Source organism: Oleisolibacter albus (assembly GCF_003336875.1).
In the GTDB taxonomy this organism is placed as follows: Bacteria; Pseudomonadota; Alphaproteobacteria; order Azospirillales; family Azospirillaceae; genus Niveispirillum; species Niveispirillum album.
On the sequence record NZ_QGNJ01000003.1, the window covers coordinates 121,573 to 147,369 of the forward strand.

A 25,797-nucleotide genomic window follows, 5' to 3' on the forward strand; every position below is an offset into this window, starting at 1 on the left:
GGGCGGTCCGTGCCGATCCAGCGCCTGCGCCGGCTTCTGATGCCGTATCTGACCTCCGCCCTGGTCTCCGACGCCCGTCGGGATGTGGTGCGGCGACACGCGGAAAAGCGACGGGCCGTCGCGGCGCGACCGCATCTGGTCCGTGCCTTCGTGCAGGCCGATGACCCGCATTCGGCGCTTCTGGTCCGGGCCTTGCCGGCGCTCGCCCGCCGGGCGGGTGTGGTGGTGGTGGTCGTGCCCGTGCCGCCACCCCCCGCCTGGGCTGCTCCCGAGCGGGAACGGTTGCAGTCCTGGGCACGGACCGATGCGGCGTTCCTTGCCCGCCGGCACGGTCTTGGGTTGGCCTTTTCCCCGCTGGAGCCGACCGCCATCGAGCGTGCCACGGCGCTGCTCGTCTCAATGGCCGGGGAAGCCCGCGATGAAAGGCTGGGCGACATTGACGCCGTGCTGACGGCCCTCCACGCCGGGGATGCGGTCAGGCTGGCGGCGATTGCCCGTCGGCATCGGCCGGCGCCGGCACAGGCGGTCACCGACACCCTGGCCAGGGGTGATGCGCTCCGGGCTGAGCTTGGTCATTATCTGGGCGGCATGTTGCAGTATGAGGGGGAGTGGTACTGGGGTATCGACCGGCTGCACTATCTGGAGACCAGGCTGGACGCGTTGGGCGCCACAGGGCTCGCCCCGGGGCCGTCCTTGCCGCCGCCGGACATCCGGCTGCCTGGCCTGCCGGCCCGGTCCCTCCGGGCCGGGCCGGCACCCCTGGAGTTCTTCCTGTCCTTTCGCAGTCCATACAGCTGGCTTGCCATGGACCGGACAGTGGCCCTGGCCAGCCATTACGGCGTGCCGCTGAAGCTGCGCTTCGTGCTGCCCATGGTCATGCGGGGGCTGCCGGTGCCGCCGCGCAAGAGCCGCTACATCGTTCTCGACTGCAAGAGGGAAGCCTCGCGGCTGGGCCTCCCCTTCGGCCGCATCTGCGACCCTGTCGGGCATCCTGTGGAACGCGCACTGGCCCTCATCCCCTTCGCCGTCGCCCAGGGACGTGGTCCGGCCTATGTCCGTGCTGTTCTGTCCGGCATCTTCGCCCGCGGCATCGATGTCGGCAGGGATGCGGGGCTGGCGCAACTCGTGGCCGAAGCCGGACTCGACTGGACGGAAGCGCGGGCCGGCCTCACGCGCGATGACTGGCGCACCGAGGCGGAGGCAAACCGGAATGAGTTGCTGACCGCGGGTCTGTGGGGTGTGCCCAGCTTCCGGATCGGCGGCAATGTGGCCTGGGGTCAGGATCGTCTATGGCTGGTCGAGGAATGGATCGCCGGGGCAGCCTGTGCAACGGGGGAGGGGACGGTTCCATGACGCGGGCCAGCAGAGTCCTTGGTGCAGCCATCCTTGTGCTGGCGATCGGCGCCGGGGGGCTGTTCGCCGCCCGTGCCCTGATCGGTGCGGCCCTGTTCGAGCGCGTCACACGCAGCACCCTGGCGCGTGATGTCATGGCCGGCCTGCCCGATGGGTTGCACCTGGCGCTTTGCGGGACCGGCTCGCCGATGCCGGATCGGACCCGGGCCGGGCCGTGCGCCGCGGTGATCGCCGGCAATCGCCTGTTTCTGGTCGATGCCGGCGAAGGGGGCATCAGGAATGTCATGCTGATGGGACTGCCGCCCGGCCGGATCGAGGCTGTCTTCATCACCCACTTCCATTCGGACCACATTGCCGGGTTGGGCGAAGTCGCCTTGCAGCGGTGGGTCGGCGGCGCCCATCGCACACCCTTGCCGGTGATCGGGCCGATCGGTGTCAACCGGGTGGTTGACGGATTCAACGCGGCCTATGCGCTCGATAGTGCCTATCGTGTCGCCCACCATGGCGCGGCCACCGTGCCCCCGGGCGGTGCTGGATCAGTCGCGCAGCCCTTCACCATCCCTCTGGGCGGGCTTGGCCGAGCGGCGGACCACGTGGTGCTGGAGGAGGGCGGCCTCACCGTCACTGCCTTCCGGGTCAATCATTCGCCGGTTGAGCCGGCCGTTGGGTACCGCTTCGATTACAAGGGCCGATCCCTGGTCATTTCCGGTGACACTGCGGCCTCACCGAGCGTGACCGTGCAGGCCATGGGAGCGGACCTCCTGGTTCATGAAGCCTTGCAGCCCAGGCTGGTCAATTATATCGGGGCCGCAGCCGCGGAGCACGGCAATGCCGGCCTGGCCAAAATCGCCGCTGACATTCTGACCTATCACACCACACCGGAGCAGGCCGCCCAGATCGCGACCGAGGCGAAGGTCCGTCATCTCGTTCTGACCCATGTGGTGCCGCCTCTGCCACTGCGTCTGCTTTACCCCGCCTTCCTGGGTGAAGCGCCGGGTCTTTTTCCGGGCGCCATCGCCATTGGCGAGGATGGCATGCTGTTCAGCCTGCCAGCGGACTCGCAGGCGCTTCTCCTCGATCGCCTGCTCTAACCTGTCTCATACAGCCAATCCGAGGCACGAACCATGCGCAGCCACCTCGCCCGCCGCCGGGTGCTCGGTCTTGTCCTGCTGGGCGGCCTGCTTACCGGCGGCTCCGCCTGGGCCGATGACCTGGCGGATGCCTTCAAGCGGGCCGATGCCGATGCTGACGGCACACTGACGCCGGCCGAATTCCGCATCTTCATCGACCTCAGGGCGGAGGCCGGGGGGACCGGGCGAAGACCGTCAAGGCCCGTGCTCTCTATGACCGTGCCTTTGCCCGTATCGATGCCAACAAGGATGGGAAACTGACCCTGACGGAGATTTCCACATGAGCGGGAGCACATGGTGAATTCGGACACATCCCTCTTTAGCCACATCATCGTTGGCGCCGGCTCGGCCGGCTGTGTCATGGCGGCCCGCTTGTCGGAGGACCCGCGCCGACGGGTGCTCCTGCTTGAGGCGGGTGGGAGGGACGACAGCGTCCTGATCCGTGCCCCCCTGCTCATGGGCGAGGCGATCCAATCCTCCCGCTTCAACTGGCACTATGAGACGGTGCCCCAACCGGCGCTTGCCGGCCGCCGCCTCTACTGGCCGCGCGGCAAGACGCTGGGCGGCTCCAGCGCCATCAACGCCATGCATTATGTCCGGGGAGCCCCGGCGAACTATGACGAATGGCGCGATGCGTTCGGATGTGAGGGATGGGGCTGGGACGATGTGCTGCCGGCCTTCATGGCGGTCGAGCATCGGGTGAAAGGCGCCGACGTTCTGCATGGAACCGGCGGCCCGCTGTGGGTGCAGGACATCGACGGGCTGAACCCGCTGACCGAGGCATTCTTTACCGCTGGCGCCCTGTTCCAGTATCCGCGCAACCATGATTTCAACGGTCCCACTCAGGTGGGGTTCGGCCCCTATCAGGTGACGCAGAGGGGGCTACGCCGGTGCAGCGCCGGCGATGCCTTTCTGCGGCCGGCCCTTGCCCGACCGAATCTGACGGTTCTGACCGGTGCCCTCGCCACACGGGTGTTGCTTCAGGGGAGGCCCGGCGGCAAGCGACGGGCAGTCGGGGTCGAGGTCCTGTGCGACGGTGCCCTGCAGACGTTCGCGGCAACGGGTGAGGTTCTGCTCTGTGGTGGGGCGATCAACTCGCCTCAGCTGTTGCAGCTGTCCGGCATTGGCGATTCCACCTGGCTGCGGGATGCCGGGATCTCGCCGGAACTGGACCTGGCGGGCGTCGGTCGCAACCTCCAGGATCATCTCGATGTCATCGGGCAGATCAGGACCCGCTCGTCCCTGTCGATCGGCCTGTCCCTGCGTGCCCTGCCGGCTCTGGCCAAAGGCGTTGCTGATGCGCTGCGGGGGCGTGCAGGCCTGTTCTCGACCAATCCGGTACAGGGCGGCGCCTTCATCCGCTCCAGCCGGGCTGGGGATCTTCCAGACCTGCAACTGGTGTTCACACCGGCTCTGGCGGCTCCGCATGGCCGGGAGAGGCCGGTTGGGCACGGTGCCACCCTGCATGTCTGCCAGCTTTATCCGAGGAGCCGCGGTACGATCCGCATCGCCTGCGCGGACCCGACGGTGCCCCCCCTGATCGATCCGAATTATGGTGGTGATCCATGGGATCTGGAGGTTCTGACCGACGGACTGGATCTGGTCCGTGATCTGCTGGCCTCATCACCCTTCGACTTCGATCGGGTCTGCGAGGTGCTGCCCGGGCCGCAGGTGCGGACCCGGTCCGATCTTCTGGACGATGTGCGTGCCCGGGCGGAGACGCTTTACCATCCGGTCGGCACCTGTGCCATGGGACGGGGTGAACTCGCCGTTGTCGACAGCCGCTTGCGCGTGCGCGGGGTCGAGCGGCTTCGCGTTGTCGACGCGTCGGTCATGCCACGGCTGATCGGGGGCAACACCAACGCACCGACAATCATGATCGCCACACGTGCCGCCGACTTCATGCGCGATGACGCCTGATGTCTCCCGTCCATATCGGCGATTGACGGTGGCGTGGAGGATGACCAATATGGCATGAGACGTGCCAATACAATGAGCGCGGCGAAATCATGGACCTGCGGGTCCCAATGGCGGGAGGAAAACGGATGCGACATTGCCAAGCCGATGGGGGCTGGCCATGAACGAAGGGTTGTACCGCCTGCTGGGCGCCCTTGGGTCCCCCTATTCCTTGAAGATGCGGGCTGTATTGCGCTATCGCCGCCTTCCCTTCACCTGGAGTTCGGCCCGCGAGGGGCTGGAGGCGGCACAGGCGATGAAGGCAGCCGTGATCCCGGTGCTGCAATACCCGGATGGGACGCGCCGTAACGATTCAACCGAGCTGATCCGGGACCTGGAGGAGCGTCATCCCGGCGCACGCACATTGACGCCGGAGGACCCGGCAGACGCCTTTCTGGCTCTTCTCATTGAGGATTTCGCCGACGAATGGCTGTCAAAGCCCATGTACCATTACCGCTGGACGCGGGAGCTGGACCAGCGGGTGATGGCGCGCTGGCTCGCCTGGGATTATGCCCTGGGCGGGGGGGCCGACACCATCGCAGCGATCGCGGATGGCTTCCGGACGCGGCAGGTGTCACGCCTGCGGGTGGTCGGGTCTGATGAAACCACGTCGTCCGCCATCGAGGCATCGGCGATCCGCGTACTCGACATCCTCGATCGCCACGTCGTTGAGCGCCCCTTCCTGTTCGGCGACCGGCCCAGCGTGGCCGAGTTCGCCCTGTTCGGCCAAATGTCGCAATTCCAGTTCGACCCGACACCGAACGCGCTGGCCCGGGAGCGTTTTCCCTATGCCTACCGTTGGATCTCCTTCATCGATGACCTGTCGGGCTGGGAACGAACGGCCTGGCGTGTGTCCGGGTCCGCTCCTTACCCCGCCATCACCGAACTGCTCGACGAGATCGGCCGTTTGCACCTTCCCTTCCTGATGGCCAATGCCGCGGCCGTCGCCGCGGGGGAGCGCGAGGCCGAATTCCGTCTTCCCGACGGGGCCGTCCTGCGCCAACCCGCGGCGCGCTATCAGGCCAAGTGCCTCGCCGTCCTGCAGGCACGGTTCGCCGCTCTTCCCCCCGAAGCCGTTGCGCGCCTTGCCCCCATGCTGGAATCGGCCGGCGTGCTTGCCCCCCTGACATGCCCCTGAGGTCGTTGATGCCTGACATGCCCGAGCGCAAGAAAGCAAGGATCAGCCGCCGCTCATTGTTGTTGGGGGCGGCCGGCGGCGCCGTCGCCGGTGGTGCCGCCACGGCGGGCCTGTTCACCCTGCGGGATGTCGCGCGCTCGATGCTGACACCACCGCCGGTCGCGGCCGGTGCGCCGCCGGTGATCGGCCGGTCGTTCCAGGAGTCCCGTCCCTCCTACGCCAGCGTCGCCAGGGCGCCGGACGGTGCCCCCAACATCATCGTGATCGTGCTGGATGATGTCGGCTTTGCCGATCTCGGCTGCTACGGCGGCGAGATCCGCACGCCGAACTTCGACGCCCTGGCGGGCCGCGGCGTGCGCTATGCCAACTTCCGCACCACGGCCATGTGCTCGCCGACCCGGGCGGCGCTGCTCACCGGCCTGAACCACCACAGCGCTGGTGTGGGCTGGCTGGCCGACATCGACAGTGGCTATCCCGGCTACCGCGGCGATCTGACCCTGGAGGCGATGACCCTTCCCGAGGTCCTGCGCGAGGCCGGTTGGGCCACCTACCTGGCCGGCAAGTGGCACGTCAACAACTCGCAGAGCAATGGGCCGACCGGGCCATTCCATAACTGGCCGACGTCCCGCGGCTTCGACCACGCCTATTGGTTCCATGGGCATTCAACCGACTATTTCAGGCCCGGTGACCTGTTTGACGGCACGGCCCCGGTCGAAGCGCCGGCACGGGACGACTATTACATCTGCGACGACCTGACCGACCGGGCCATATCCTGGATCAGAACCCAGAAGGCATTCTCGCCGGACAAGCCCTTCTTCCTGCAACTGGCCTTCCCCGGCGCCCATTCGCCGCTGCAGGTGCCAGCCGCCTACCGCGACGCCTATCAGGGCGCCTATGACGCCGGTTGGGACGCTGTGCGGCAAGCGCGACTGGACCGGCAGAAGCAACTGGGCCTGGTGCCGGAAACGACAACCCTGCCGCCGCTGTCGTTCGGCGCGCGGCCCTGGGGGGAGCTGTCGCCGCTGGAACGCAAGGTCTTCGCCCGCTACATGGAGGTCTATGCCGGGCTCGTCTCCAACCTCGACGACAATGTCGGGCGGCTGCTGGCGACGCTGCAGGAGCTGGGGAGCCTGGACGATACGCTGGTGGTGGTGCTGTCGGACAATGGCGGGTCCGGCGAAGGAACCGAGACCGGCTCACCCAACGTTTTTGCCCCGGCCTTCGGCCGCCCCGTGCCGCTGGAGGAAGCGGCCAAGCTCTATGATGCCATGGGGACAGACGAGACCTTTCCCCATTATCCAATGGGTTGGGCCTGCGTCTCCAACACGCCGTTCCGCTTGTACAAACAGTATGCCCATCTGGGCGGCGTGGCCGATCCGTTGATCCTGTCCTGGCCCAAGCGCGTCGCCGACAAGGGAGCCATCCGCAGCCGCTTTGTCCATGTCATCGACCTGTTCCCGACCCTGCTGGAGGCGGCGGGCGTCGCCCGGCCGGCATTCTATCGCGGCCAGCCGCAGAAGCCGGTGGAAGGGCAGAGCTTCTTCGCCAACCTGCTGGCGGCAGAGGCGCCGACCCGGACGGGCCAGTATTACGAGCTGGGCGGCAACCGCGCCTATGAGGACGGCCGGTGGCGCTTGACCACCCGGCACACGCGGGGCGAGCCGTTCGAGGACGATGTCTGGGAACTCTACGACATCTCGGTCGACGTCAACGAGACGGTCGATCTCGCCGCCAGACATCCGGAGATCGTCGCCGAGATGAAGGCCAAGTGGGAGGCCGCCGCCGCCCGCTTCAACGTCTTCCCCCTCGACGACCGGGCGCTGCTGTTGAAACTGGTGCAGGACCGGCAGACGCGCGGCATCCGGCCGTTCTGGGAGTTCCGGCCCCCGGTCGAGCGTATCCCGTTCGACGTGGCTCCGCTGGTCTGCGGCCTCAACCACAGCATCGAAATCGAGTTGGAGCGTCAAGGCGACGGGGTCCTGGTCGCCCATGGCTCCAAGCATGCCGGCTATGTCATCTATGTCGCGGACGGTCGTCTCATCTACGAGGCGAGCCTGAGCCCCTGGTCGGACCGGATCGTCTCCAGCGAGATATTGCCGACCGGCCCTCTGGTCGTCAGCTATCGTCAGACGATGACGTCACGGCCGTTTGACGGCTCCGGCGCGCTGTATGTCGGAGAGCGCAAGGTCGCCGAGCAGACCTTTGACCGCTGCCTGCTCAGCCCTGGATATGACGGCTTCTCCATCGGCGCCGACGTGGGGAACCAAGTGTCGCGGGCCTATCGCGGCCCCAACCCCATTGCCGGTACGATCCGGCGGGTAACGATCCGCGTCGAGGACAAGCCAACCACGCCGCAGGAAACGCTGCGCTTCCTGCAAGAGATGCGCATCCGTGTCTGACGCGATGTCCGAGGCGGACCGGCTGCCGGTGCCGGCGGGGCTATACCCCGTCGGCTCTGACGAACATTACCCGGAGGAGCGTCCGGCCCGGTCCGTCCGGGTGGACGGGTTCCGGCTTGACCGTGCTCCGGTGACCAATCGCCGCTTCGCTGCCTTCGTCGCCGCCACCGGCTATGTGACCGAGGCGGAACGGTCCGACCCGGCGGGCGGGGCCGTCTTCAGCCCGACGGAGGGTCCGGTGGACCTGCGGCGGCCGGCCCTCTGGTGGCGTTTTGTCGAAAGGGCGTCGTGGCAGGCGCCCGAAGGCCCGGGCTCCTCCATCACTGACCGTCTTGACCATCCGGTGGTGCTGGTGACGCGGGCTGATGCGGAGGCTTTCTGCGCCCATGTCGGCGGACGTCTGCCGACGGAGGCGGAGTGGGAGTCGGCGGCGCGGCTGGGAAGCCGGGAACCGGGCGGCCCCGGCGACGGTGTGCCGATGCGCAATGGGGTCCTCCTGGCCAATGTCTGGACCGGGGCTTTCCCCTATTGGTTCGATGGCTCTGCCAGGCCGGAGGCGGCAAAGCGGCGGGGAACCTCGCCTGTCGGTGCTTTTCCGCCGTCTGGGCCCGGTTTCGTGGACCTGATCGGCAATGTCTGGGAGTGGACGGCCTCGCCATACCGGGCGGCGCCGGCAGGCGGCTGCTGCGGTGCCGGGCCGGCATCCGGGACCCTCGTGGCCCTGAAGGGCGGCAGCCACCTCTGCGCTGCCGAGTACTGCGCCCGCTACCGCCCCGCCGCCCGCATCGGCCTGCCTCCGGACACGGCAACAGGGCATGTCGGCTTCCGCTGTGCCTATTGATGCCGTGCTGAACTCCCCATCACGGAGAGGGTGCAGCACCTCCCTTCACGGCGCGATCAGATGGCGGACGCGCGGTGGCTCCGGCCCGCGATGGAAGGCGTGGACCAGAGCCTGATCCTCGCGGTCGGCATGGGTCACCCGCTCATGCTGGCGCAGATGCTCCAGCCAGCTTTCCAGCACGAAACTCTCCATCATGCGGCCCGGGTCGCCGGCATCCTGGTAAAGCCCCCAGCTGATGGCTCCGTCACGATGCCGGATCTGGCGCAGGCGCTGCATGGCGGCGGTGAAGGCCGTCGCCTGCGCGGGATCGATGCAGTATTCGACGGTGATCATCACCGGGCCTCGGTCGGTCGCTCCTTCGGCAACCATCACCGGCGCCGGCCAGTGCATCGAGGGGGCAAGATTGCCGGCCATGTCGCCGGCGATGCGCCAGCGCAGGGCCAGTCCAAGGGCCAGGACCAGTCCCGCCGCTGCCAGCATCAGCGTGGCCGGAATGCCGATATGACCGGCCAGCCAGCCCCAGACGGTGCTGCCCGCCGCCATGGAGCCCTGGAACACCAGCAGATTGACGGCCAGGGCGCGGGCCTTGACCCAGGTCGGCACCGCCGTCTGCGCTGCTACATTGAAGCTGGACAGCACGGCGATCCAGGCCATGCCGGCCAGGGCCAGCACCAGGGCCGCCGCCCACAGCGCGCGCACCTGCGACAGGCCGAGGCTGGCCAGGGCGAACAGCAGGCTGGCACCGACGGTCAGGCTGTTGCTGCTGATCCGGCCGTGCAGGCGTGGCAGCAGCATGGCTCCGATGATGGCGCCTCCGCCCATGCAGCCCAGCAGGGCGCCATAGCCGGCCGCGCCCACGCCCAGCTCACGCCGGGCGATGATGGGGACGAAGGCCCACAGGGCGCTGGCGAACAGGAAGAAGCCCACGGAACGGATCAGCACCGTCTTCAGCGCCGGGGAATGGCGGGCATAGCGCGCCCCGGCACGCAAGGCGCCCAGGAACCGCTCGGCCGGCAGCGTCGGTGGCGCCGCCTGCCGCTTCCAGCGCAGCAGCACCAGCATCACCCCCAAGACCGAGATGGCGTTGAGGGCGAAGACGGCCGGGGTTCCGGCAGCGGCGATGATGAAGCCGCCCAGCGCCGGACCGACGGCACGGGCGATGTTGATGCCCAGACTGTTCAGTGCCACCGCCTGGGGCAGCAAGGGGCGTGGCACCAGCTCGGGCACGATGGCCTGGAAGGCGGGGGCGGACAGGGCCGCCCCCGTAGCCATGGCGAAGGTGAAGGCCAGCAGTACCAGCGGCCCGGTCAGGCCGGCCAGGGTCAGCAGCGCCAGGGCGCCGGCGCAAAGCAGGGACCAGATCTGTGCCAGCACCAGCAGGCGGCGGCGGTCGACGATATCGGCCAGCGCGCCGCCCGGCAGGGCGAACAGGAACATCGGCAGCGTGGTGGCCGCCTGCACCAACGCCACCAGGATCGGCTTCTCCGACAGGCTGGTCATCAGCCAGCCGGCCCCGGCGTCATGCATCCAGGTGCCGATGTTGGAAATGACGGTGGCGATCCACAGCGCCCGGAACAGCGGCTGGTGCAATGGTCCCGGCGGCGCGGCAGGCGGGGTAGCAGAAGGCGGGTCAGCCGATGGGGCTGTCGGGACTGGCGTGTCGCGCATGGCCGTCACACCGCCCAGCACCCGCACCCGAACGCCCCCCAGAACCCGCCGGCATCCGCCGCCGGGACGTTGGCCCCCAGCGCCGCCGCATGGTCGTGCCCATGCACGGCGCAGGACGACGCGCAGCCGCACAGCGAGCCCATCTTCAACAGCTTGCCGTCCTTGTCGCGGGCCGGCTGCCAATAGCCGCCGAAGGTGGCAACCGGTGACCAGTCGGGCATGGGCTTGGGCAGGGCCGGGGCCAGGGGGCTGAAATCGCCCGATCCATGCACCACCGTGCCGCCCAGCAGGGTCAGGACCGACGTGATATGGGCGATCTCGCTTTCCGCGACGCTGAAATAATCGTCCGACAGGACGATCAGGTCGGCCAGCTGCCCGGCCTTGATCTGCCCCTTCTTGCCCTGTTCGTTGGAGAACCAGGTATTGGCCTCCGTCCATAGGCGCAGCGCCGTTTCCCGGTCCAGCCGGTTGGTGTTGGGGTAGAGCGACAGGCCGCCCACGGTGCGGCCCGTCACCAGCCAGGACAGCGACACCCAGGGGTTATAGCTGGCGACGCGCGTGGCGTCGGTGCCGGCCCCCACGGGGATGCCCGAGGCCAGCATCCGGGCAATCGGCGGCGTCGCCTCAGCGGCCTTGGCACCATAGCGTTCGGTGAAATATTCACCCTGATAGGCCATGCGGTGCTGCACGGCGATGCCGCCGCCCAGCGCCGCGATCCGGTCGATATTGCGCTGGTCGATGGTTTCGGCATGGTCGAAGAACCAGTGCAGCCCGTCGAATGGCACATCCCGGTTCACCGTCTCGAACACGTCGAGCGCGCGGGTGATGGTCTCGTTGTAGGTGGCGTGCAGACGCCAGGGCCAGCGGTTCTCCACCAGCAGCCGCACCACCGGCTCCAGGTCGCCTTCCATAGTGGACGGCATCTCCGGCCGTTCGACGCGGAAATCCTCGAAATCGGCAGCGGAATAGACCAGCATCTCGCCGGCGCCATTATGGCGATAGGTGTCGTCGCCCTGGCCCGGCTTCACCCGCTTGGACCAGCCGGCGAAATCGGCTAGTTCCTGCTTCGGCTTCTGCGTGAACAGGTTGTAGGAGATGCGCAGCGTCAGCTCACCCTCGGCATGCAGCTTCTCGATGATCTGGTAATCCTCGGGATAATTCTGAAAGCCGCCGCCGGCATCGATGACGCCGGTGACGCCCAGCCGGTTCATTTCCCGCATGAAATGGCGGGTGGAATTGATCTGGTATTCGGGCGCCAGCTTCGGCCCCTTGGCCAGGGTCGAATAAAGGATGGTGGCATTGGGCTTGGCCAGCAGCAGGCCCGTCGGCTCCCCGTTCTGATCGCGCACGATCTCCCCGCCCGGCGGGTTGGGCGTGTCGCGCGTATAGCCCACAACGCGCAGCGCGGCCCGGTTCAGCAGGGCACGGTCATAAAGGTGCAGGATGAAGACGGGCGTGTCGGGGGCCGCCGCGTTCAGTTCCTCCAGCGTCGGCAGGCGCTTTTCTGCGAACTGATGTTCGGTGAAACCGCCGACCACGCGCACCCATTGCGGCGGCGGCGTCACTTCGGCCTGGCGCTTCAGCATGGCCATGGCATCGGCCAGGGTCGGCACCCCGTCCCAGCGCAATTCCATATTATAGTTCAGGCCGCCGCGGATGATGTGCATATGGCTGTCGATCAGGCCGGGCACGACACGCCGCCCCTTGGCGTCGATCAGGCGGGCATCCGGGGCGGCCGCCGCCCGCACCTCGGCTTCGGACCCTACAGCCAGGAACCGCCCGTCGCGGATGGCCACAGCCTGGGCCTGGGGGTTGGCGCGGTCCAGCGTGGTGACCTTGGCATTGGTCAGGATCAGATCGGTGGCGGGCATGGCGGCTCTCCCGGGCGCAGCAAAGAACGGGGTCATGAGAAGCGAGGCCGCCCCTTTCAGGGCGGTGCGGCGGTTGGGGCCGGTCATGACCGGCGGCTTTCGCCGGGGGCGGCCCCTTCGGGCAGGCGGCCGAGCACATGGTTGGCGCAGCCGGTGCGCAGATAGGCCATGACCGGCTCGCCGCCGATGACGCGCTTGGCCAGCGGCACCACCTGCTCACCCAGCAGGATGCCCAGCAGGCCGACCAGCGCGATGGTGGGCGGGGCCGGCGAGCGGACGTTCAGCAGGCTGTAGATAACGCCGACCAGCAGCCCGGCGGCGAGCGACAGCAGATAGGGCTTCATGGTTCCTCTCCCCGGTCGGCGGGAAAAAGAGGCCGGCGCACGGGAGCATGGCGCCGGCCCGCAAGCGGCATGGGGCACCGCCCATGCCATGGTGGTCAGTGCGCGCCTTCCGAGGCGCCGAACATGGTCTTGGCGTAGATGATGCCGAGGCCGTAGGCGCCGCCGAACTTCCTGGCGATGCCGGTGGTCATGTCATAGGTCTCGGTGCGGGCCCAGTCGCGCTGGAGTTCCAGCATGTATTGCAGCGAGGTCAGCGGGCGGACGCCGGCCTGGACCATGCGGTCCATGGCCCGCTCATGCGCCTCGTCGGAGACATCACCGCAGGCGTCGGCGATGACATAGACCTCGTAGCCCTGGGCCAGTGCCGACAGGGTCGGGCCGACGATGCAGACCGAGGTCCACAGGCCGCAGAAGACCAGGCGCGGCTTGGCGATGGCGTTGACCTCGCGGATGACGGCCTCGTCCTCCCAGGTGTTCATGGAGGTGCGGTCCAGCAGCGCCTGTTCCGGGAAGGCCTCGGTGATCTCCTGGAACATGGGGCCGGAGAAGGTCTTCTCCGCCACGGTGGTCAGGATGGTGGAAACACCGAAGCCGGCGGCGGCATGGGCCACCAGGGCCGCGTTGTTGCGCAGCAGAACGGCATCGATCGACTTGGTGGCGAAGGCCATCTGTGACTGGAAATCGATCATGACCAGCGTGTGGTCCGTGGGCGTCAGCAGCAGCGGGCCGGGTGTCGCGGTCGCGGTGATGGGCATGGGGCGGTTTCCTTCTGTCGGGCCACGGGGCCACGTCCTTGTCAGGGCGGGACCGGCCTGATCCTTGCGGGAAGCGGGACGGGTGAACGATGTCATTGCTCGTTCGCCAATGATCCTAGTCACCGGCTCCACCCCGCGCCCGCCCGGAATGTCCGTCTTTATAACTTTTAACCAGCAGAATGATCGGATCGAACCCGGCATGCGTCATCCGGTCATGCTGTGCCGCGGGGCGCCAATTGCCGCGTATGGCACTTTGCTGTCGCTTTCGGTGCTCCTATGGGATGTGTCTGTCGATGGACGGCCATCGGGGCAGGGACGGGATTGAAGGATGGAAATCTCGAAAGGAACACCGAAGCGGGCCGCGCGTCTGGCTGCCGGCATCCTCGTGCTGACCTTGCCCTGGATGGTGGCACCCGTTCCCGGCCAGGCCGGGCCGGCACAGCCTGAACCGCATCATCCCAATGAACTCATCATGGTCGAGGCCCGGCCGGCCGATGCGCCGCTGCCGACATCGGACCAAGCGGCGATCGAAGCTGCCGCGACGGCCTATGTCGTCAAGACCAAGACGCTTTTCCTGAAATCAACGGCCACCGATCCGGTGCCGGGCGGCAATGGCAGGCTGCTGTCGCCGGCAAGGCTGGCCGTGCTCGACCGCAAGGGCAGTCAGTTGCAGGTACGGCTGGAGGGATGGCAGATCGACGGGGTTCCCTCCGTCATCTATGCCGCCCGGGGCACGCGCCTGATGTTGGCCGTGCTGGACGAAACGGCCATGGCCGCTGTCCAGCGCCGGGGGGCCGCGTCAACCGGGGCCAACGGCCAGATCTGGTCGCCGGTGCGCCTCAGCGTCTGGATCGATGCCACGGGTCTGACCACCGATCTCGACGCGCTGTGGCGTTTCTCCGCGACGCTCTACCAGAGCCGCTGCGGCATCTGCCATGTGTTGCCGGAGCCGACCCGGTACCTGGCAGCCCAGTGGGCGGACAATCTGGAGGCCATGCGCCGCTACACGGCATTGACCGACGACCAGTTCCAGCTGCTGCTGGGATATCTGCAGCATCAGGCCGGCGACGGCGGCACAGCGGAGCGGTGAGTGATCAGAGCGCAGCCAGCCGCTGCCCCTACGTCAGGGCCTGCTGCAGGGCGGCCAGGAACAGCCGCACCTTGGGCGGGACCAGACGCGCGGTCGGTGTCACCGCCCAGATGCCCACCGGTTCCACCGCCGCGTCCTCCAATTCCAGCGGAACCAAGTCGCCGGCGGCCACGGCCTGGGCTGTGTTCCATTCGGCCATGCAGGCGATGCCGACGCCGCCGGCGCAAGCCTCGTACAGGGTCTCCATGGCGTTGGTGGTGACACGGCCGGCCACGTGATGGCGCAGCCGCCGGCCCGCGGCCAGAAAGTCCCAGTAGGGATTGTCGGACAGGGTCAGACAATCATGTCCGGCCAGATCCGCCAGCCGGCCCGGACGGCCCCGTGCCGCGAGATAGGCCGGTGCGGCATAGAGATGGCGCGGGCTGTCTGCCAGCCGGCGGGCCACCAGGCTGTTATCCAGCGGATTGGCGATGCGGATGGCCAGATCCACACCATCCGCCACGATGTCCACCCGGTGGTCGCTGACCAGCAGGTCCAGCTTCAGGGCCGGGTTGGCCGCCAGGAACGCCGGCAGCATCGGTGCCACCACCTTGCGCGCGAAGGCGCTGGAGGTGGTCACGCGCAGCAGGCCGGAGGCGCCCAGCGCCTCCGGTCGCACGGCGGCCCGGGCGCCCGCTTCCTCTTCCAGCAGGGCGCGGGCGTGGGGAAGGAACGACTCACCCGCCGTGGTCAGGGACAATGAGCGGGTGGTGCGGTGGACCAACCGCACCCCCAGCTCGGCCTCCAGCGCAGCCAGCCGCCGCGACGCCACCATGGGGGCGATGCCCAGACGACGGGCGGCAGCGGCCAGACTGCCCGTGCCCACGGCTTCCACCAGGACCTTGGCGGCCCAGAGGTCGATCATCTCGTTTTCCGATAGGTTGACATATCGATTCCCATGACTACCACCAAAATCCGATCCAATCCACAGTCTGCCCCGTGTTCCAGCAGGGGAGTGATGACAATGGACGTGCAATCGATCCCGGCCGGGCCGACCGCCGTGCCGACCGCGGACAAAGACCAGAGCCTTGGGCGCGGGCTGACCTTCGCCCTGGCGGCGGGAGCCGGTGTGGCTGTGGCCAATATATATTACAACCAACCCATGCTGGGGCTGATGGCCCAGGAGCTGGGGCCGGTCGGTCTGGTGCCGACGGCGACCCAGTTGGGCTACGCCGCAGGCCTGTTCCTGCTGGTGCCGCTGGCCGATCTGGTGGAGCGGCGGGCGCTGGTGGTGACGACATTCCTGCTGCTGGCCCTGGCCCTGGCCGGTGCGGCCCTGGCGCCGGGAGCGTCAGCCCTGCTGGCGGCGTCGCTGGCGGTGGGGCTGTTCAGCACCGTGGCGCAGCAGATCGTGCCCTTCGCCGCGCATCTGGCCCCGCCGCACCGCCGCGGTGCCGTGGTCGGCACGGTGATGTCGGGCCTGCTGGCCGGCATCCTGCTCAGCCGGACCGTTGCCGGTCTTGTCGCCAGCCATGGCGGCTGGCGCGCCATGTTCTGGCTGGCGGTGCCGGTGGCGCTGGCGGCGGCCGGCTGGATGGCTCTGCGGCTGCCACGCAGTCCGGCAGAGAGCAGTCTGCGCTATGGACATGCCCTGCACTCGATGGTCCATCTGTGGCGGGAGTTCCCGGCCCTGCGCCAGGCGGCCCTGACCCAGGCCTTGCTGTTCGCCGCCTTCAGCGTGTTCTGGACGGTGCTGGCCCTGCGCCTGCGGCAGCCGGATCTGGGCCTGGGCGCAGAGGTGGCCGGCCTGTTCGGGGTACTGGGGCTGGTCGGCATCATCGCTGCCCCGGTGTCCGGCCGCATCGCGGACGGCAGCGGCCCCGGCCGTGTGGTGCTGGCTGGAGCGCTGCTGACGGTGGTGGCCTGGGCCGTCTTCGGGCTGTGGCCGGGTCTGGCCGGGCTGGTGATCGGCGTCATCGTGCTGGATCTGGCGGTTCAGGCATCCCTGGTTTCCAACCAGCACATCGTCTATGCCCTGCGCCCGCAGGCGCGGGCGCGCCTCAACACGCTGTTCATGGGCAGCATGTTCCTCGGCGGGGCTGCCGGCTCCGCCGCCGCCATGCAGGCCTGGAACCAGGGCGGTTGGTGGGCGGTCAGCCTGTTGGGCGGTGGCCTGTCGCTGCTGGCCGTGCTGGTCCAGGCCGCCCCGTGGCGGCGCTGACGGCCTCCCGCACGGACCGGCGCGCCCGGGATCGGGCGTGCCGGTCTTCATGGTCGGGCGGGGGTTGGGCCTCAGGGCAGGTGCAGCCGGTCGGTCACGGCGGTCAGCGGACAGCGACCGTTCACCGCCGCCGGGCCGCACGGAACCAGGATCTGCGTCGCCGGGGGATGGGCCGGGTCCAGCGGAGTCAGTGCCCGGATCTGGTCCATGGTCTGGGCCTGGTAGACCAGACGGACGGAGCGGTCGCCGCTCCGCCGGTCGCGCCAGACCTCGAAACGCAGGCCGCCACCGATGGGCGGGTCGTCCTGGCCATAGCCGTCCATCTGGAAATGCACACCCAGCAGGCTGGTGATGGCGGCGATGGTATTGTCATGGCCCACCAGCACCGTCAGCGCCGGGGCGGCCGGATCGGACAGGCGGTCGGCGATATGCGGGGCCAGACGGATGGCGGTGCGCCGGGCCATGACCGCGGGCCGGGCATAGACATCGAACAACAGCGCGTGCAGGCGGGAGATGCGGCCGAGATCCGCCACCGAGAGCCGGCCCCAGGCCACCTGGTCCAGCGGCATGCCTTCCAGATATTGCAGGATGAACACCTGGGCCGTGCCAGAGGTGATGTAGATCGGCCCCAGCAGGTCGATGCCGCGCCCGTCGGCACTGACCGACAGGGTGGCCTTGCTGTTGGCAATGTCGCAGGGCACCGGCCGGCGGTCGCAGCCCAGCGCCCGTTCCATCAGTCTGATCTCCGCGCCATAGGGGGCGGTCAGGGCCTGGGGATCGCCGATCTCCGCCCGGATGGCGGCGACGGCGCCGGCCGGATCGAAGCCGGTCAGCGCGGGCTCCGGCTCGAACAGGGGGTCGTGCTGACCGCCCGGCAGATGGCCGACCTCCACCGGACAGCCGGGGGCCAGCCCTTCGGCCAAGCCCTGGCCGGTGCGGATGGTGCGCTCCGCCGTGTTGGTCCAGATCGACAGCTGGGCCGGGGTCGGGCAGCCCGTGGCCGGCAGCAGGCCCCACCGGGCCAACAGCTGGCGGTCATAGCGGCCCAGCAGCACCGAGGCCTCATAGCCGTGTGGCGTCAGATGGCTGGCCGGCGTGTCCCAGACCGGCAGCGGTTGCTCGGTCAGGCCGGTGACGGCGGCTTCCGTCGGCAGCGGCGCGCGCACGCCATGGCGCAGCAGCAGGACCACCCGGTCCAGGGCCAGATCGCCCGGCGGCGGTTGCTCGGCCGCCGGGGCGGCGACCGCCGGGGCCAGGACGGACAGGGCCAGAATGGCCCCGGCGAGAAGTGGACGCAGGCGCATGGTCAATAATCCAGACGAAGGGAGAGCAGGACGGTGCGGCCGCCATCGATGGTTTCCGGCACGGTGTCGGTGTGCCGGCCGATGGTGGCGCGGTAGGCGAGATCGCCGAGGAGATTGCGGAAGGACAGGCCGGCCTCGGCATGGTCGGCCAGACGGTAGCCGGCCTCCAGATCCAGGCGGCGGCTGGCGCGCACCCACACATCCAGGGCGCTGCCGTTGAGGGAGGCGCCGCCGCCGGCCGAGGTCCCCAACAGCCCGTATTCCTGGATGTAATCGCCGGTCCAGCGGTAGCTGAGGGCGGCGGAGAAACGGTCACGGGCATAGAGCAGCTGGGCAACGGCCTGCCAGTCCGGCGCATATTGCAACCGTTCCACCGGCTCCAGCAGCGGGTGGTTCAGGCGGACGCGGGTGGCCTGCCAGGTCACGCCGGTTTCCACGGACAATCCATCCCACGGGGCCGGCAGTCCGTGGAAGTCGTAGCCGGCCGTCAGCTCCGCCCCCCAGATGCGGGCGGTGCCGCCATTGATCGGCATGGTGACGCGAAGGCCGCGCTGGTCCTGGGTGGTCGGCGTGGCGTAGTTGGCGCCGGCATCATAGAGGTAATGCCACAGGCGCTTGTGGAAGAGGGCGAGGCTGGCATGGGCGCCGTCATCCCGGCGCCACTGGGCCGACAGGTCGGCATGCAGCCCGTCCACGGCCTTGAGGTCGGGATTGCCGCGGCTGATGGTGATGCTGCCGTCGTCCGCGACGTCGGTGCTGGCGCCGCCGGCCAGCTGGTGCGGCGAGGGGCGGGTCTGGCTGGTCCACAGCCCGGCCCGGTAGACCGTCCGCCCGTCGGGGCGGTAATTCACCTGCAGCCGGGGCAGCAGGGCCGTGAAATCGCTGCGGCTGTCGTTCCAGCCATAGGGGATACCGTCCTTCGGCACCCCGTCATTGCCCGACAGCCAATAGCGGCTGTCCAGATCGGCCTGTTCCAGCCGCAGACCCGGCAGGATCTCCAGCCCACCGGCCAGGATGCGGGCCTGGGCGTAGCCGGCCAGGACCCGCTCGCCGCCATCGACGCTGTTGCCGTTCCAGGCGTCGGCAGTCCAGACGAAGCCACGGCTGGCCTGGGTGAACAGGGCCAGCAGCCGGTCATGGTCGATCAGCGGCAGGCCGTAGTCGTAACGGCCGTGCAGCAGCGAGTCCAAGCGGCCGGTGACCAGCCCCAGTCCGGCCAGATCGCCCAGCGTTGTTCCCGGCGCCAGAGCCGTGCCGCCGTCGCTGTCCTGGGGGCGCTGGTTGCGCCGGGTCAGGGTGCGGTCGCTGTCGCTGAGTTTGATCCCGCCCTCGATCCGGGTCAGTCCCTGCTCCCCCAACTCGTACCGCAGATCCAGGGCGCCGCCGCGCCGGTCCTGGCGGCTGCGCAGGCTGGCATGCTCCCCCCGGTTGGAGACGGGGAAGCCGTCGGATGTGGCCAGCAGCGCCTGTGTGGCCGGCCCCAGCTGCGGGACGGGATAGCCATCCCGGCTGGCAAGGCGCAGCCCCTCGGCCACGGTGGTGGCCGTGGGATTCCAGAACGAGATCTCGATATGACGGGGCTTGTCGTTGCGGCCCCAGCTGGTGAACAGCGACGGCGCCAGTGTCAGCCGGCCCAGATGCACGTTTCCGCCCAGCTGGGCCGTGCCCAGCACGGCCACATCGGGATTGGTCTGGAACCAGGCGTGCAGCTGGGTTTTGACGCTCTCGGTGCGGTAGAGGCCATTGCCCAGGGGCGTGTGGCTGAGGAAGCTGGAGTCCCGGCCGCCCTGGAAGCCCATCTGATAGACATCCTGTTCGGTATCGGCCCTGGCCCAGGTCAGGCGGGCATAGCCGCTGTAGGGGGCGTCAGGCCGCCAGTCCAGGGCGGCGCTGGTGCCATAGCGCTCGGTCCGGCCGCGGACGAACTGAGCGTTCAGCGAGGTCAGCAGCAGATTGGCCGCCGGGTCCATGCCGGCGGGGTTCTGGTTGGCGGCGTCGGTGATGCGGTATTCGATCTGGCCGGTCTGATAGGTCTGCTGGCTGTTGGCGAAGTGGCGCCGCCCGTAATAGGCGCCGACGGCCAGACCCAAGGCCCCGTCCCGGCCGAAGCGGTGGCGGGTTTCGGCCTGGAGGGTGCCGCCGCCGCCATCGAGACCATAGTCCCGGGCCTGATCCTCAAGCCGACCTTCCAGCAACAGACGCGTGCGCGGACCCGCCGTGTCGAAGGCGTCGGGGGTCCGCACATCGATGACGCCGCCGGCTGCATCGCCATCGCGGTCGGCGCCCAGCGTCTTTTCCAGCACCATGCGCTCCAGCCCCAGCGATGGCAGCAGGCTGAGCTGCACATCGCGGCCATAGGGCATGCTCTGGGCCACGGCGACACCGTTGACCAGCACCTGGTTGTAAGCGCTGCCCAGGCCGCGGATGGCGGTGAACTGGCCTTCGGCACGGGCGGCGCGGTCGATGCCGCCCAGATCGCCCTGGAGCGAGGTCAGCATGACGTTGACCCCGGCCAGCCGCCCCAGCGTCTCCGCCACATTGAGATCGGGGGCCAGGGCGATGCCGTCGGCGGTCAGCACGCTGGTCACCTGGGGATCGGCCATTTCCAGCAGAACGGCGGTGCCGGGGCGCAGGCCGGTGACCAGGATCTCCTCCAGCGCCGGTTCCGCCGCCGTCCTGGCCGGTGACGGACGGGGGGCCGGCTCCGCCGCTGCGGCGAGGATGAGGATGGTGCCGTCGGGGTTGAGACGGTAGTCCAGCGGCTGGCCGCGCAGCACCTGGCCCAGGGCGGTCTCCACATCTTCCATCGCGGTCACGGCGGTGGAGCGGCGGCCCTGCACCATGTCCGGACGGAACAGCAGGTTGCGGCCGGACTGGCGGCCCAGCTCCAGCAGAGCCGCCCCCAGGTCCTGGGCCGGAATGGTGAAGCCGCTTTCCGCGGCCCGGGCGGACAGGGTCAGCAGCAGGCCGGCCATCAGGCCGGCCAGGATGGGCCGCCCCCGGCCGGCGTCAGGGCCGGCGCCGCTCAAGCCGGTATTCCCCGGGCGCCGTCTGCCGCCAGACCACGGGATGCAGGCCGGACAGGGCGGTGAGGAAGCCGCTGACATCGGCCAGATGGAACACGCCGCTGACCCGCAGCGCGGCAAGGGACGGGTCGGCCAGAGCCACATGCACCCCGGCGCGCTGCTCGATCTCGGCCAGGGCCTCGCCCAGCGGCGTATCCTCGAACACAGCCTGACGGTCGCGCCAGGCCAGGGCCAGGGCCAGATTGGCCGGCTTCTGCCGCAGGGCCGCGCCATCGGCAGCCTGCTCCACCTGCTGCCCCGGCTTCAGCACGGTCAGCACCCGGCCGTTGTCGGCGTCGCGGATGTCGGCCGCCCCCTCCAGCAGCACCACCCGCACCTTGTCGGCCCGGTGGCGCACGGTGAAGCGGGTGCCGAGGTCACGCACCTCCAGGTCGCGGGCCAGGACCCGGAACGGACGCAGCGCCTCATGCGCCACCTGGAAATCGGCCTCCCCCTGCTCCAGGGTGACGCGGCGGCCCAGCGGGTCGATGCGCACATGCAGCCGTGTGCCGGCATCCAGCTGTATCCGCGTACCATCGGCCAGGGTCACGGCATGGCCCTCGCCGGGGCCGCTGGCGAAATCGGCTTCGCTGACGCTGGCGTTCCAGCCGACCACAAGCAGCAGCATGGCGGCCACGGCCGCGACGCTGCCGGCCAGGGACCGAGACCAGTTCCGCGTAGCCGGACCCTGGCCGCGGGCCAGGCGCAGGCTGCGGGCGCGCAGCAGATCGGGGCGCAACGCCCCCTGGTCGGTGATGCCGCCGCTGCTGGTCCAGGCGCGGCTGACCAGATCCAAGGCCGCCACATGCTGCGGACTGCGCTGCATCCAGGCCCGCAACTCTGTGCGCTCGGCCGGGGTCAGGCCGTGGGTGCTGCTGCGGCGGAGCCAGGCCGCCGCTTCGGTCAGGATGGTCTGATCGGGATCGGCGGCGGTCACAGTGCCCGTTCCCCCAGCGTGCGGCCGAGATGGGCCAGCACCCGCTCCACATGGCGGGACACGGTCTTCACCTCCAGCCCCAGCCGGTCGGCCACCTCGCGGTGGCGCAGGCCGTCCACGCGCACCAGCAGAAAGACATTGCGGGCGATCGGGTCCACCTGTTTCAGCGCATCCTCCAGCAGGGCCAGTTCCTCACGGCAGATCAGCGCCTGTTCCGGACAGGCTGCCTTGTCATCCACCAGTTCGCCGGTCTGCTCCAGATCCTGGTGCTGGTCGCGATGGCGCACCTGGTCGCGGCGGAACCGGTCCACCATAAGACTGGACGCAACGCGCAGCAGAAATCCGCGCCAGTTGCCGATTTTTTCCTGCGGCGCCGCACTCAGCACACGCAGATACACGTCCTGCACATAGTCGTCCACGTCCTGACGTGTGGCGACCTGCCGGCTGAAATAGGAACGCAGCAGCGATTGCTGCTCAGGCCCGCCGAGCCTGTCCAGGGCGGGTACGTCCGGTCCCGCCGCGTCGATGATCGGCGCCTGATCCGCCATGGTTGCGCACATACCCGCGATCCGCTGCCGCTGCATATCGGCGTGTGCGGTCTTATCCGAACGCGGTTGCCATTTTATGACGGTGGCGCTCATGGGCTTTGCCGATCCTGCAGGGCCGCCCGGCGTACCGGGGCGGCGAAGGGGTCCGGTGCGGTCCGCAGCGGGACCATGCTCCCGGAATGGGAAGGGCGCATCGGGCGGTCTTCCGGGCTTTTTGAAACGAAAAAGGGGCTCCGGCCGCGCCGGAGCCCCACAAGCGGTGAGATCAGTAGCTGTAACGCAGGGTCAGCAGGCTGGTGGTGCCGCTGTCCACCACATCGGACAGGGCCAGGCTGTGCTGGCCCACATGGGTCCAGTAGGTGTAGTCGCCCAGCAGGTTCGACACCGACAGGTCCAGGCTCAGCCCGTTGTCCATGGCGTAACCGGCATGCAGGTCCAGCCGCTTGGACGGCCGGGCCCACAGATCGTCCCAGGTGCCGGGCTGGTCCAGGTAGTTGTACACGGACACATAGGAGCCGGTGTAGCTGTAGATCACGTCGAAGGAGAAACCATCCTTCTCGTAGAACAGCTGCAGGTTGGCCAGCCAGTCCGGCGCGTTCTGGATGCGCTGGTTGCGGCCGACCGTGTCATTGCCCAGATCGACCTTGGTCCACTGGCGCGTGACATTGCCGCCGAAGCCGAAGCCATCGAAGGGCGAGGGCAGATCCACCAGCTTCTGCCGCAACGACAGTTCGATGCCGTAGACATCGCCATCGCCGCCGTTGCGCGGCTGGATGGTGCGGGTCTTGCCGCTGCCGCCCAGCGCCGCATTCACACCGTCGGAGCCGTTCTCATAGAGGTAGTTGGTCAGGTGCTTGTAATAGGCGCCCAGCGCGGCATGGCCGCCATGGTCGTTGCTCCATTCGCCGCCCAGATCCACGTTGGTGGCCCGGATCGGCTTCAGGTCGGGATTGCCCATGGTGATGGTCGTGACGCCGTCATCCGACAGATCGTAGCGGGCGCCACCGGCCAGCTGCACGAAGGCCGGACGGGTGTAGGAGGTCCAGACCGCGGCACGGTAGACACTGTCTCCATCCGGCCGCCAGTTGGCGAACAGGCTGGGCAGAACCTCGTTGTAGGTAGTGTGGCTCTTGCCCCAGCTGCCGGTATTCTGTTCGGCGGTCTTCGTATCATCCCACGCCGGCAGCTGCCAGAAGGTGTTGCTGATGGCGGTGTGCTCGAAGCGCAGACCCGGGATCACCTCCAGATCGCCGAACTGCAGCGTCGCCATGCTGTAGGCGGAGGTGACAGCCTCCGTCCCCTTCTGGGTATTGCAGTTCATGTTGTCGGTGAAGGAACGGTTGCTGCCGCAGCTGTCGAAGCTGCCGGGGGTCTGGTACTTGTAGAACAGCTCCAGCATGCGGTCGTGGTCGACCTTGGGGATCGACCAGCTGTATTTGCCGGGGAAGACGTCGTCATAGACGCCCTTGGCGATGCCCAGGCTGTCCCAGGTCTGGCGGCTGCCGGTGGCATCGGAGAAATAGGCGTTGGTCCAGTCACGGTTGGTGACCGTGCGCTTGCTGTCGATGTATTTGGCCCCGACCTTGACCGCACGCAGCGCGCTGTCATTGCCGGCATCATACTGCACGTCCAGCTTGGCGCCGCCCTTGTCCTGGCCGCTGTACTGTGATGTCAGCTGGCCGGCGCGGCGGGCCCAGAGCGCGGTCCCGGCATTGTTCAGCGCATTGGCCATTTCCGGCGTCAGCAGCGGCATGGGGAAGTTGTTCTGATACCCCATGGAGGTGCCGCCGCCATAGTTGAAGCGGTCGGCCGAGCTGAACTGGTCATTCCGGGCCGAGGCCTCGATATGGTCGGGCCGGTCATTGTTGCCGAAGCTGTAGAACAGCTGCGGGGAGATGGTCCAGGCGCCCACCGTCTTGTCGCCCCCCAGCTGGAAGGTGGCGAGATCGGCTTCCTCCGGGTTGGTCTCATACCAGACGGAGGTGCGGAACTTGTCGATGGACAGGGCGTAGAGGCCGCTGGGCTGCAGCACGCGGCTCTTGTTGGTGCTGACGATCTGGCTGAAGGTGCTGTTCTGCACCGTCTCGGCATAGGCGTAGGAAGCGCGGAAATAGGCGCTCAAGCTATCGTCCGGCCGCCAGTCCAGCGACAGGTTGCCGCCATAGCGCTCGGTGCTGCCGTTGGAGACGCCGACATTGAGGCCGGTCTGCACCAGGTTCGACAGTGGGTCGGTGCCGGCCGGGTTCAGCTTGCCGGCCGCATCGCTGGTCAGGGCGTAGGACCAGCCACCGTCATTGCGGGCCGCCATGCTGCCCGCCATCTCACTGTTGGTGTAGTTGCGCTTGTCGTAGAAGGCGCTGACATAGACGCCGAACTGATGGTCGCGGCCGAAGGTCCAGGCCACATCGCCGTTGGCGCCGCCGCCCAGCCCGTCCTTGTCATAGTCGCGTGCCCGGCTTTCCATGCGGCCGGACAGGCCGAGGCTGGCATGCACATCGTCCTTGAAGTCGAAGGCGGTGGGCGTGCGGAAATCGATGGTGCCGCCGATGGCATCGCCATCCATGTCGGCGGTGGAGGTCTTGTTCAGGGCGATGGTCTGCAGGCCCGACGGGGGCAGCAGGCTCAACTGCACGCCGCGGCTGTAGGGCATGCCCTGGGCCACGGTGACGCCGTTGATCATGTTGACATTGTATTCGCTGTTCAGGCCGCGCACGGCGGTGAACATGCCCTCGCCGCGCGAGGCGCCGTCGATGCCGCCGAAGAAGGACTGGCCGGTATTGACCACGGTGACGCCGGGCAGCAGGCCCAGCGCTTCGGCCACATTGTGTACGGCAGTATGTTCCAGATCCTCGGTCGACAGGATGCTGACGCTGTTGGTCGCCTGCATCTGGGCATCGGTCGCCTGATAGCGGTTGGCCACCACCAGGATCTCTTCCAACTGGGTGGCATCATCGGCGCGGGCGGCATCGACAAGCGTCAGGCCGGTCAGGGCGGCGGTGACCAGCAACAGGCTCTTGAACGGAATAGGGCGCATCTTCGTCCTCAGTCTGCGCAGGCGGTCCCCATGTCCGCCTTCACCAGCCAAGACGCGGCCGTTTCCGAAAATCCGGACTGTCACTGAACTTTCTTATTTGTCAGCGGGTTCCTGGTCGGCCGATCGCGTCCGGGGGCTTCCGCATGTGCCGCGACAAAGGGGCG

At 68.4% G+C, this 25,797-nt stretch carries 19 protein-coding genes; 9 read left to right on the forward strand and 10 right to left on the reverse strand.

Annotation, left to right across the window (positions count from 1 at the left end):
- The first annotated feature begins 9 nt into the window (after positions 1 to 9).
- The 7 genes from DK368_RS05520 (at position 10) to DK368_RS05550 (ending at position 8,817) form a co-directional block, all read left to right on the forward strand.
- Positions 10 to 1,353 (forward strand): 2-hydroxychromene-2-carboxylate isomerase, encoded by a 1,344-nt coding sequence (locus tag DK368_RS05520; RefSeq protein WP_114392805.1) that lies wholly within the window; start codon positions 10 to 12, stop codon positions 1,351 to 1,353.
- A complete protein-coding gene (locus DK368_RS05525) occupies positions 1,350 to 2,444 on the forward strand; it encodes an MBL fold metallo-hydrolase (protein WP_114392807.1) in 1,095 nt (364 codons plus the stop codon). Before DK368_RS05520 ends, DK368_RS05525 begins: the two co-directional genes overlap by 4 nt.
- 33 nt (positions 2,445 to 2,477) lie before the next feature.
- Positions 2,478 to 2,744 carry an EF-hand domain-containing protein gene (locus DK368_RS05530; RefSeq protein WP_114392809.1) on the forward strand — a complete coding sequence of 89 codons (267 nt, stop codon included), beginning with the start codon at positions 2,478 to 2,480 and terminating at the stop codon, positions 2,742 to 2,744.
- Positions 2,745 to 2,777: 33 nt separating this feature from the next.
- Positions 2,778 to 4,403, forward strand: a complete 1,626-nt coding sequence (locus tag DK368_RS05535) for a GMC family oxidoreductase (RefSeq protein WP_114392811.1) — start codon at positions 2,778 to 2,780, stop codon at positions 4,401 to 4,403.
- 169 nt (positions 4,404 to 4,572) lie between these two features.
- The gene (locus DK368_RS05540) at positions 4,573 to 5,577 is read left to right on the forward strand and encodes a glutathione S-transferase family protein (protein ID WP_114393116.1); all 1,005 of its coding nucleotides are present in this window, start codon (positions 4,573 to 4,575) and stop codon (positions 5,575 to 5,577) included.
- A gap of 8 nt (positions 5,578 to 5,585) precedes the next feature.
- Positions 5,586 to 7,976: an arylsulfatase gene (locus DK368_RS05545; protein WP_162305884.1), complete on the forward strand. Its 2,391-nt coding sequence runs from the start codon at positions 5,586 to 5,588 to the stop codon at positions 7,974 to 7,976.
- A complete protein-coding gene (locus DK368_RS05550; protein ID WP_205028055.1) occupies positions 7,969 to 8,817 on the forward strand; it encodes an SUMF1/EgtB/PvdO family nonheme iron enzyme in 849 nt (282 codons plus the stop codon). The genes DK368_RS05545 and DK368_RS05550 overlap by 8 nt, the downstream gene beginning before the upstream one ends.
- A gap of 45 nt (positions 8,818 to 8,862) precedes the next feature.
- Here the strand turns inward: DK368_RS05550 and DK368_RS05555 are convergent, their stop codons facing one another.
- The 4 genes from DK368_RS05555 to DK368_RS05570 form a co-directional block, all read right to left on the reverse strand.
- Positions 8,863 to 10,407 (reverse strand): MFS transporter, encoded by a 1,545-nt coding sequence (locus DK368_RS05555; RefSeq protein ID WP_205028057.1) that lies wholly within the window; start codon positions 10,405 to 10,407, stop codon positions 8,863 to 8,865.
- Positions 10,408 to 10,490: 83 nt separating this feature from the next.
- Positions 10,491 to 12,356: an amidohydrolase gene (locus tag DK368_RS05560; RefSeq protein WP_205028059.1), complete on the reverse strand. Its 1,866-nt coding sequence runs from the start codon at positions 12,354 to 12,356 to the stop codon at positions 10,491 to 10,493.
- An 83-nt stretch (positions 12,357 to 12,439) separates the two neighbouring features.
- Positions 12,440 to 12,700: a DUF1427 family protein gene (locus DK368_RS05565; RefSeq protein ID WP_114392817.1), complete on the reverse strand. Its 261-nt coding sequence runs from the start codon at positions 12,698 to 12,700 to the stop codon at positions 12,440 to 12,442.
- A gap of 95 nt (positions 12,701 to 12,795) precedes the next feature.
- Positions 12,796 to 13,455, reverse strand: a complete 660-nt coding sequence (locus DK368_RS05570; protein ID WP_114392819.1) for a hydrolase — start codon at positions 13,453 to 13,455, stop codon at positions 12,796 to 12,798.
- Between the two features lie 328 nt (positions 13,456 to 13,783).
- Between DK368_RS05570 and DK368_RS05575 the strand changes: the two genes are divergently transcribed.
- Positions 13,784 to 14,545 carry a hypothetical protein gene (locus DK368_RS05575; protein WP_114392821.1) on the forward strand — a complete coding sequence of 254 codons (762 nt, stop codon included), beginning with the start codon at positions 13,784 to 13,786 and terminating at the stop codon, positions 14,543 to 14,545.
- A gap of 28 nt (positions 14,546 to 14,573) precedes the next feature.
- On the opposite strand, the gene DK368_RS05580 is transcribed toward DK368_RS05575, so the two are convergent.
- Positions 14,574 to 15,449 (reverse strand): LysR family transcriptional regulator, encoded by an 876-nt coding sequence (locus DK368_RS05580; RefSeq protein WP_114392823.1) that lies wholly within the window; start codon positions 15,447 to 15,449, stop codon positions 14,574 to 14,576.
- 93 nt (positions 15,450 to 15,542) lie between these two features.
- Between DK368_RS05580 and DK368_RS05585 the strand changes: the two genes are divergently transcribed.
- Entirely contained in the window at positions 15,543 to 16,745 is a 1,203-nt protein-coding gene (locus DK368_RS05585; protein ID WP_193552254.1) for an MFS transporter, read from the forward strand.
- A 71-nt stretch (positions 16,746 to 16,816) separates the two neighbouring features.
- On the opposite strand, the gene DK368_RS05590 is transcribed toward DK368_RS05585, so the two are convergent.
- From DK368_RS05590 to DK368_RS05610, 5 genes are all read right to left on the reverse strand, one after another.
- Complete coding sequence (locus DK368_RS05590) at positions 16,817 to 18,049, reverse strand: histidine-type phosphatase (RefSeq protein WP_114392827.1); 1,233 nt, start codon at positions 18,047 to 18,049, stop codon at positions 16,817 to 16,819.
- Positions 18,050 to 18,051: 2 nt separating this feature from the next.
- Complete coding sequence (locus tag DK368_RS05595) at positions 18,052 to 21,078, reverse strand: TonB-dependent receptor (RefSeq protein WP_162305885.1); 3,027 nt, start codon at positions 21,076 to 21,078, stop codon at positions 18,052 to 18,054.
- Positions 21,059 to 22,051 (reverse strand): FecR family protein, encoded by a 993-nt coding sequence (locus tag DK368_RS05600; protein ID WP_114392831.1) that lies wholly within the window; start codon positions 22,049 to 22,051, stop codon positions 21,059 to 21,061. Before DK368_RS05600 ends, DK368_RS05595 begins: the two co-directional genes overlap by 20 nt.
- The gene (locus DK368_RS05605; RefSeq protein WP_162305886.1) at positions 22,048 to 22,611 is read right to left on the reverse strand and encodes an RNA polymerase sigma factor; all 564 of its coding nucleotides are present in this window, start codon (positions 22,609 to 22,611) and stop codon (positions 22,048 to 22,050) included. The genes DK368_RS05600 and DK368_RS05605 overlap by 4 nt, the downstream gene beginning before the upstream one ends.
- Positions 22,612 to 22,864: 253 nt before the next feature.
- Positions 22,865 to 25,633 (reverse strand): TonB-dependent receptor, encoded by a 2,769-nt coding sequence (locus DK368_RS05610; RefSeq protein WP_114392835.1) that lies wholly within the window; start codon positions 25,631 to 25,633, stop codon positions 22,865 to 22,867.
- Between the last annotated feature and the right edge of the window lie 164 nt (positions 25,634 to 25,797).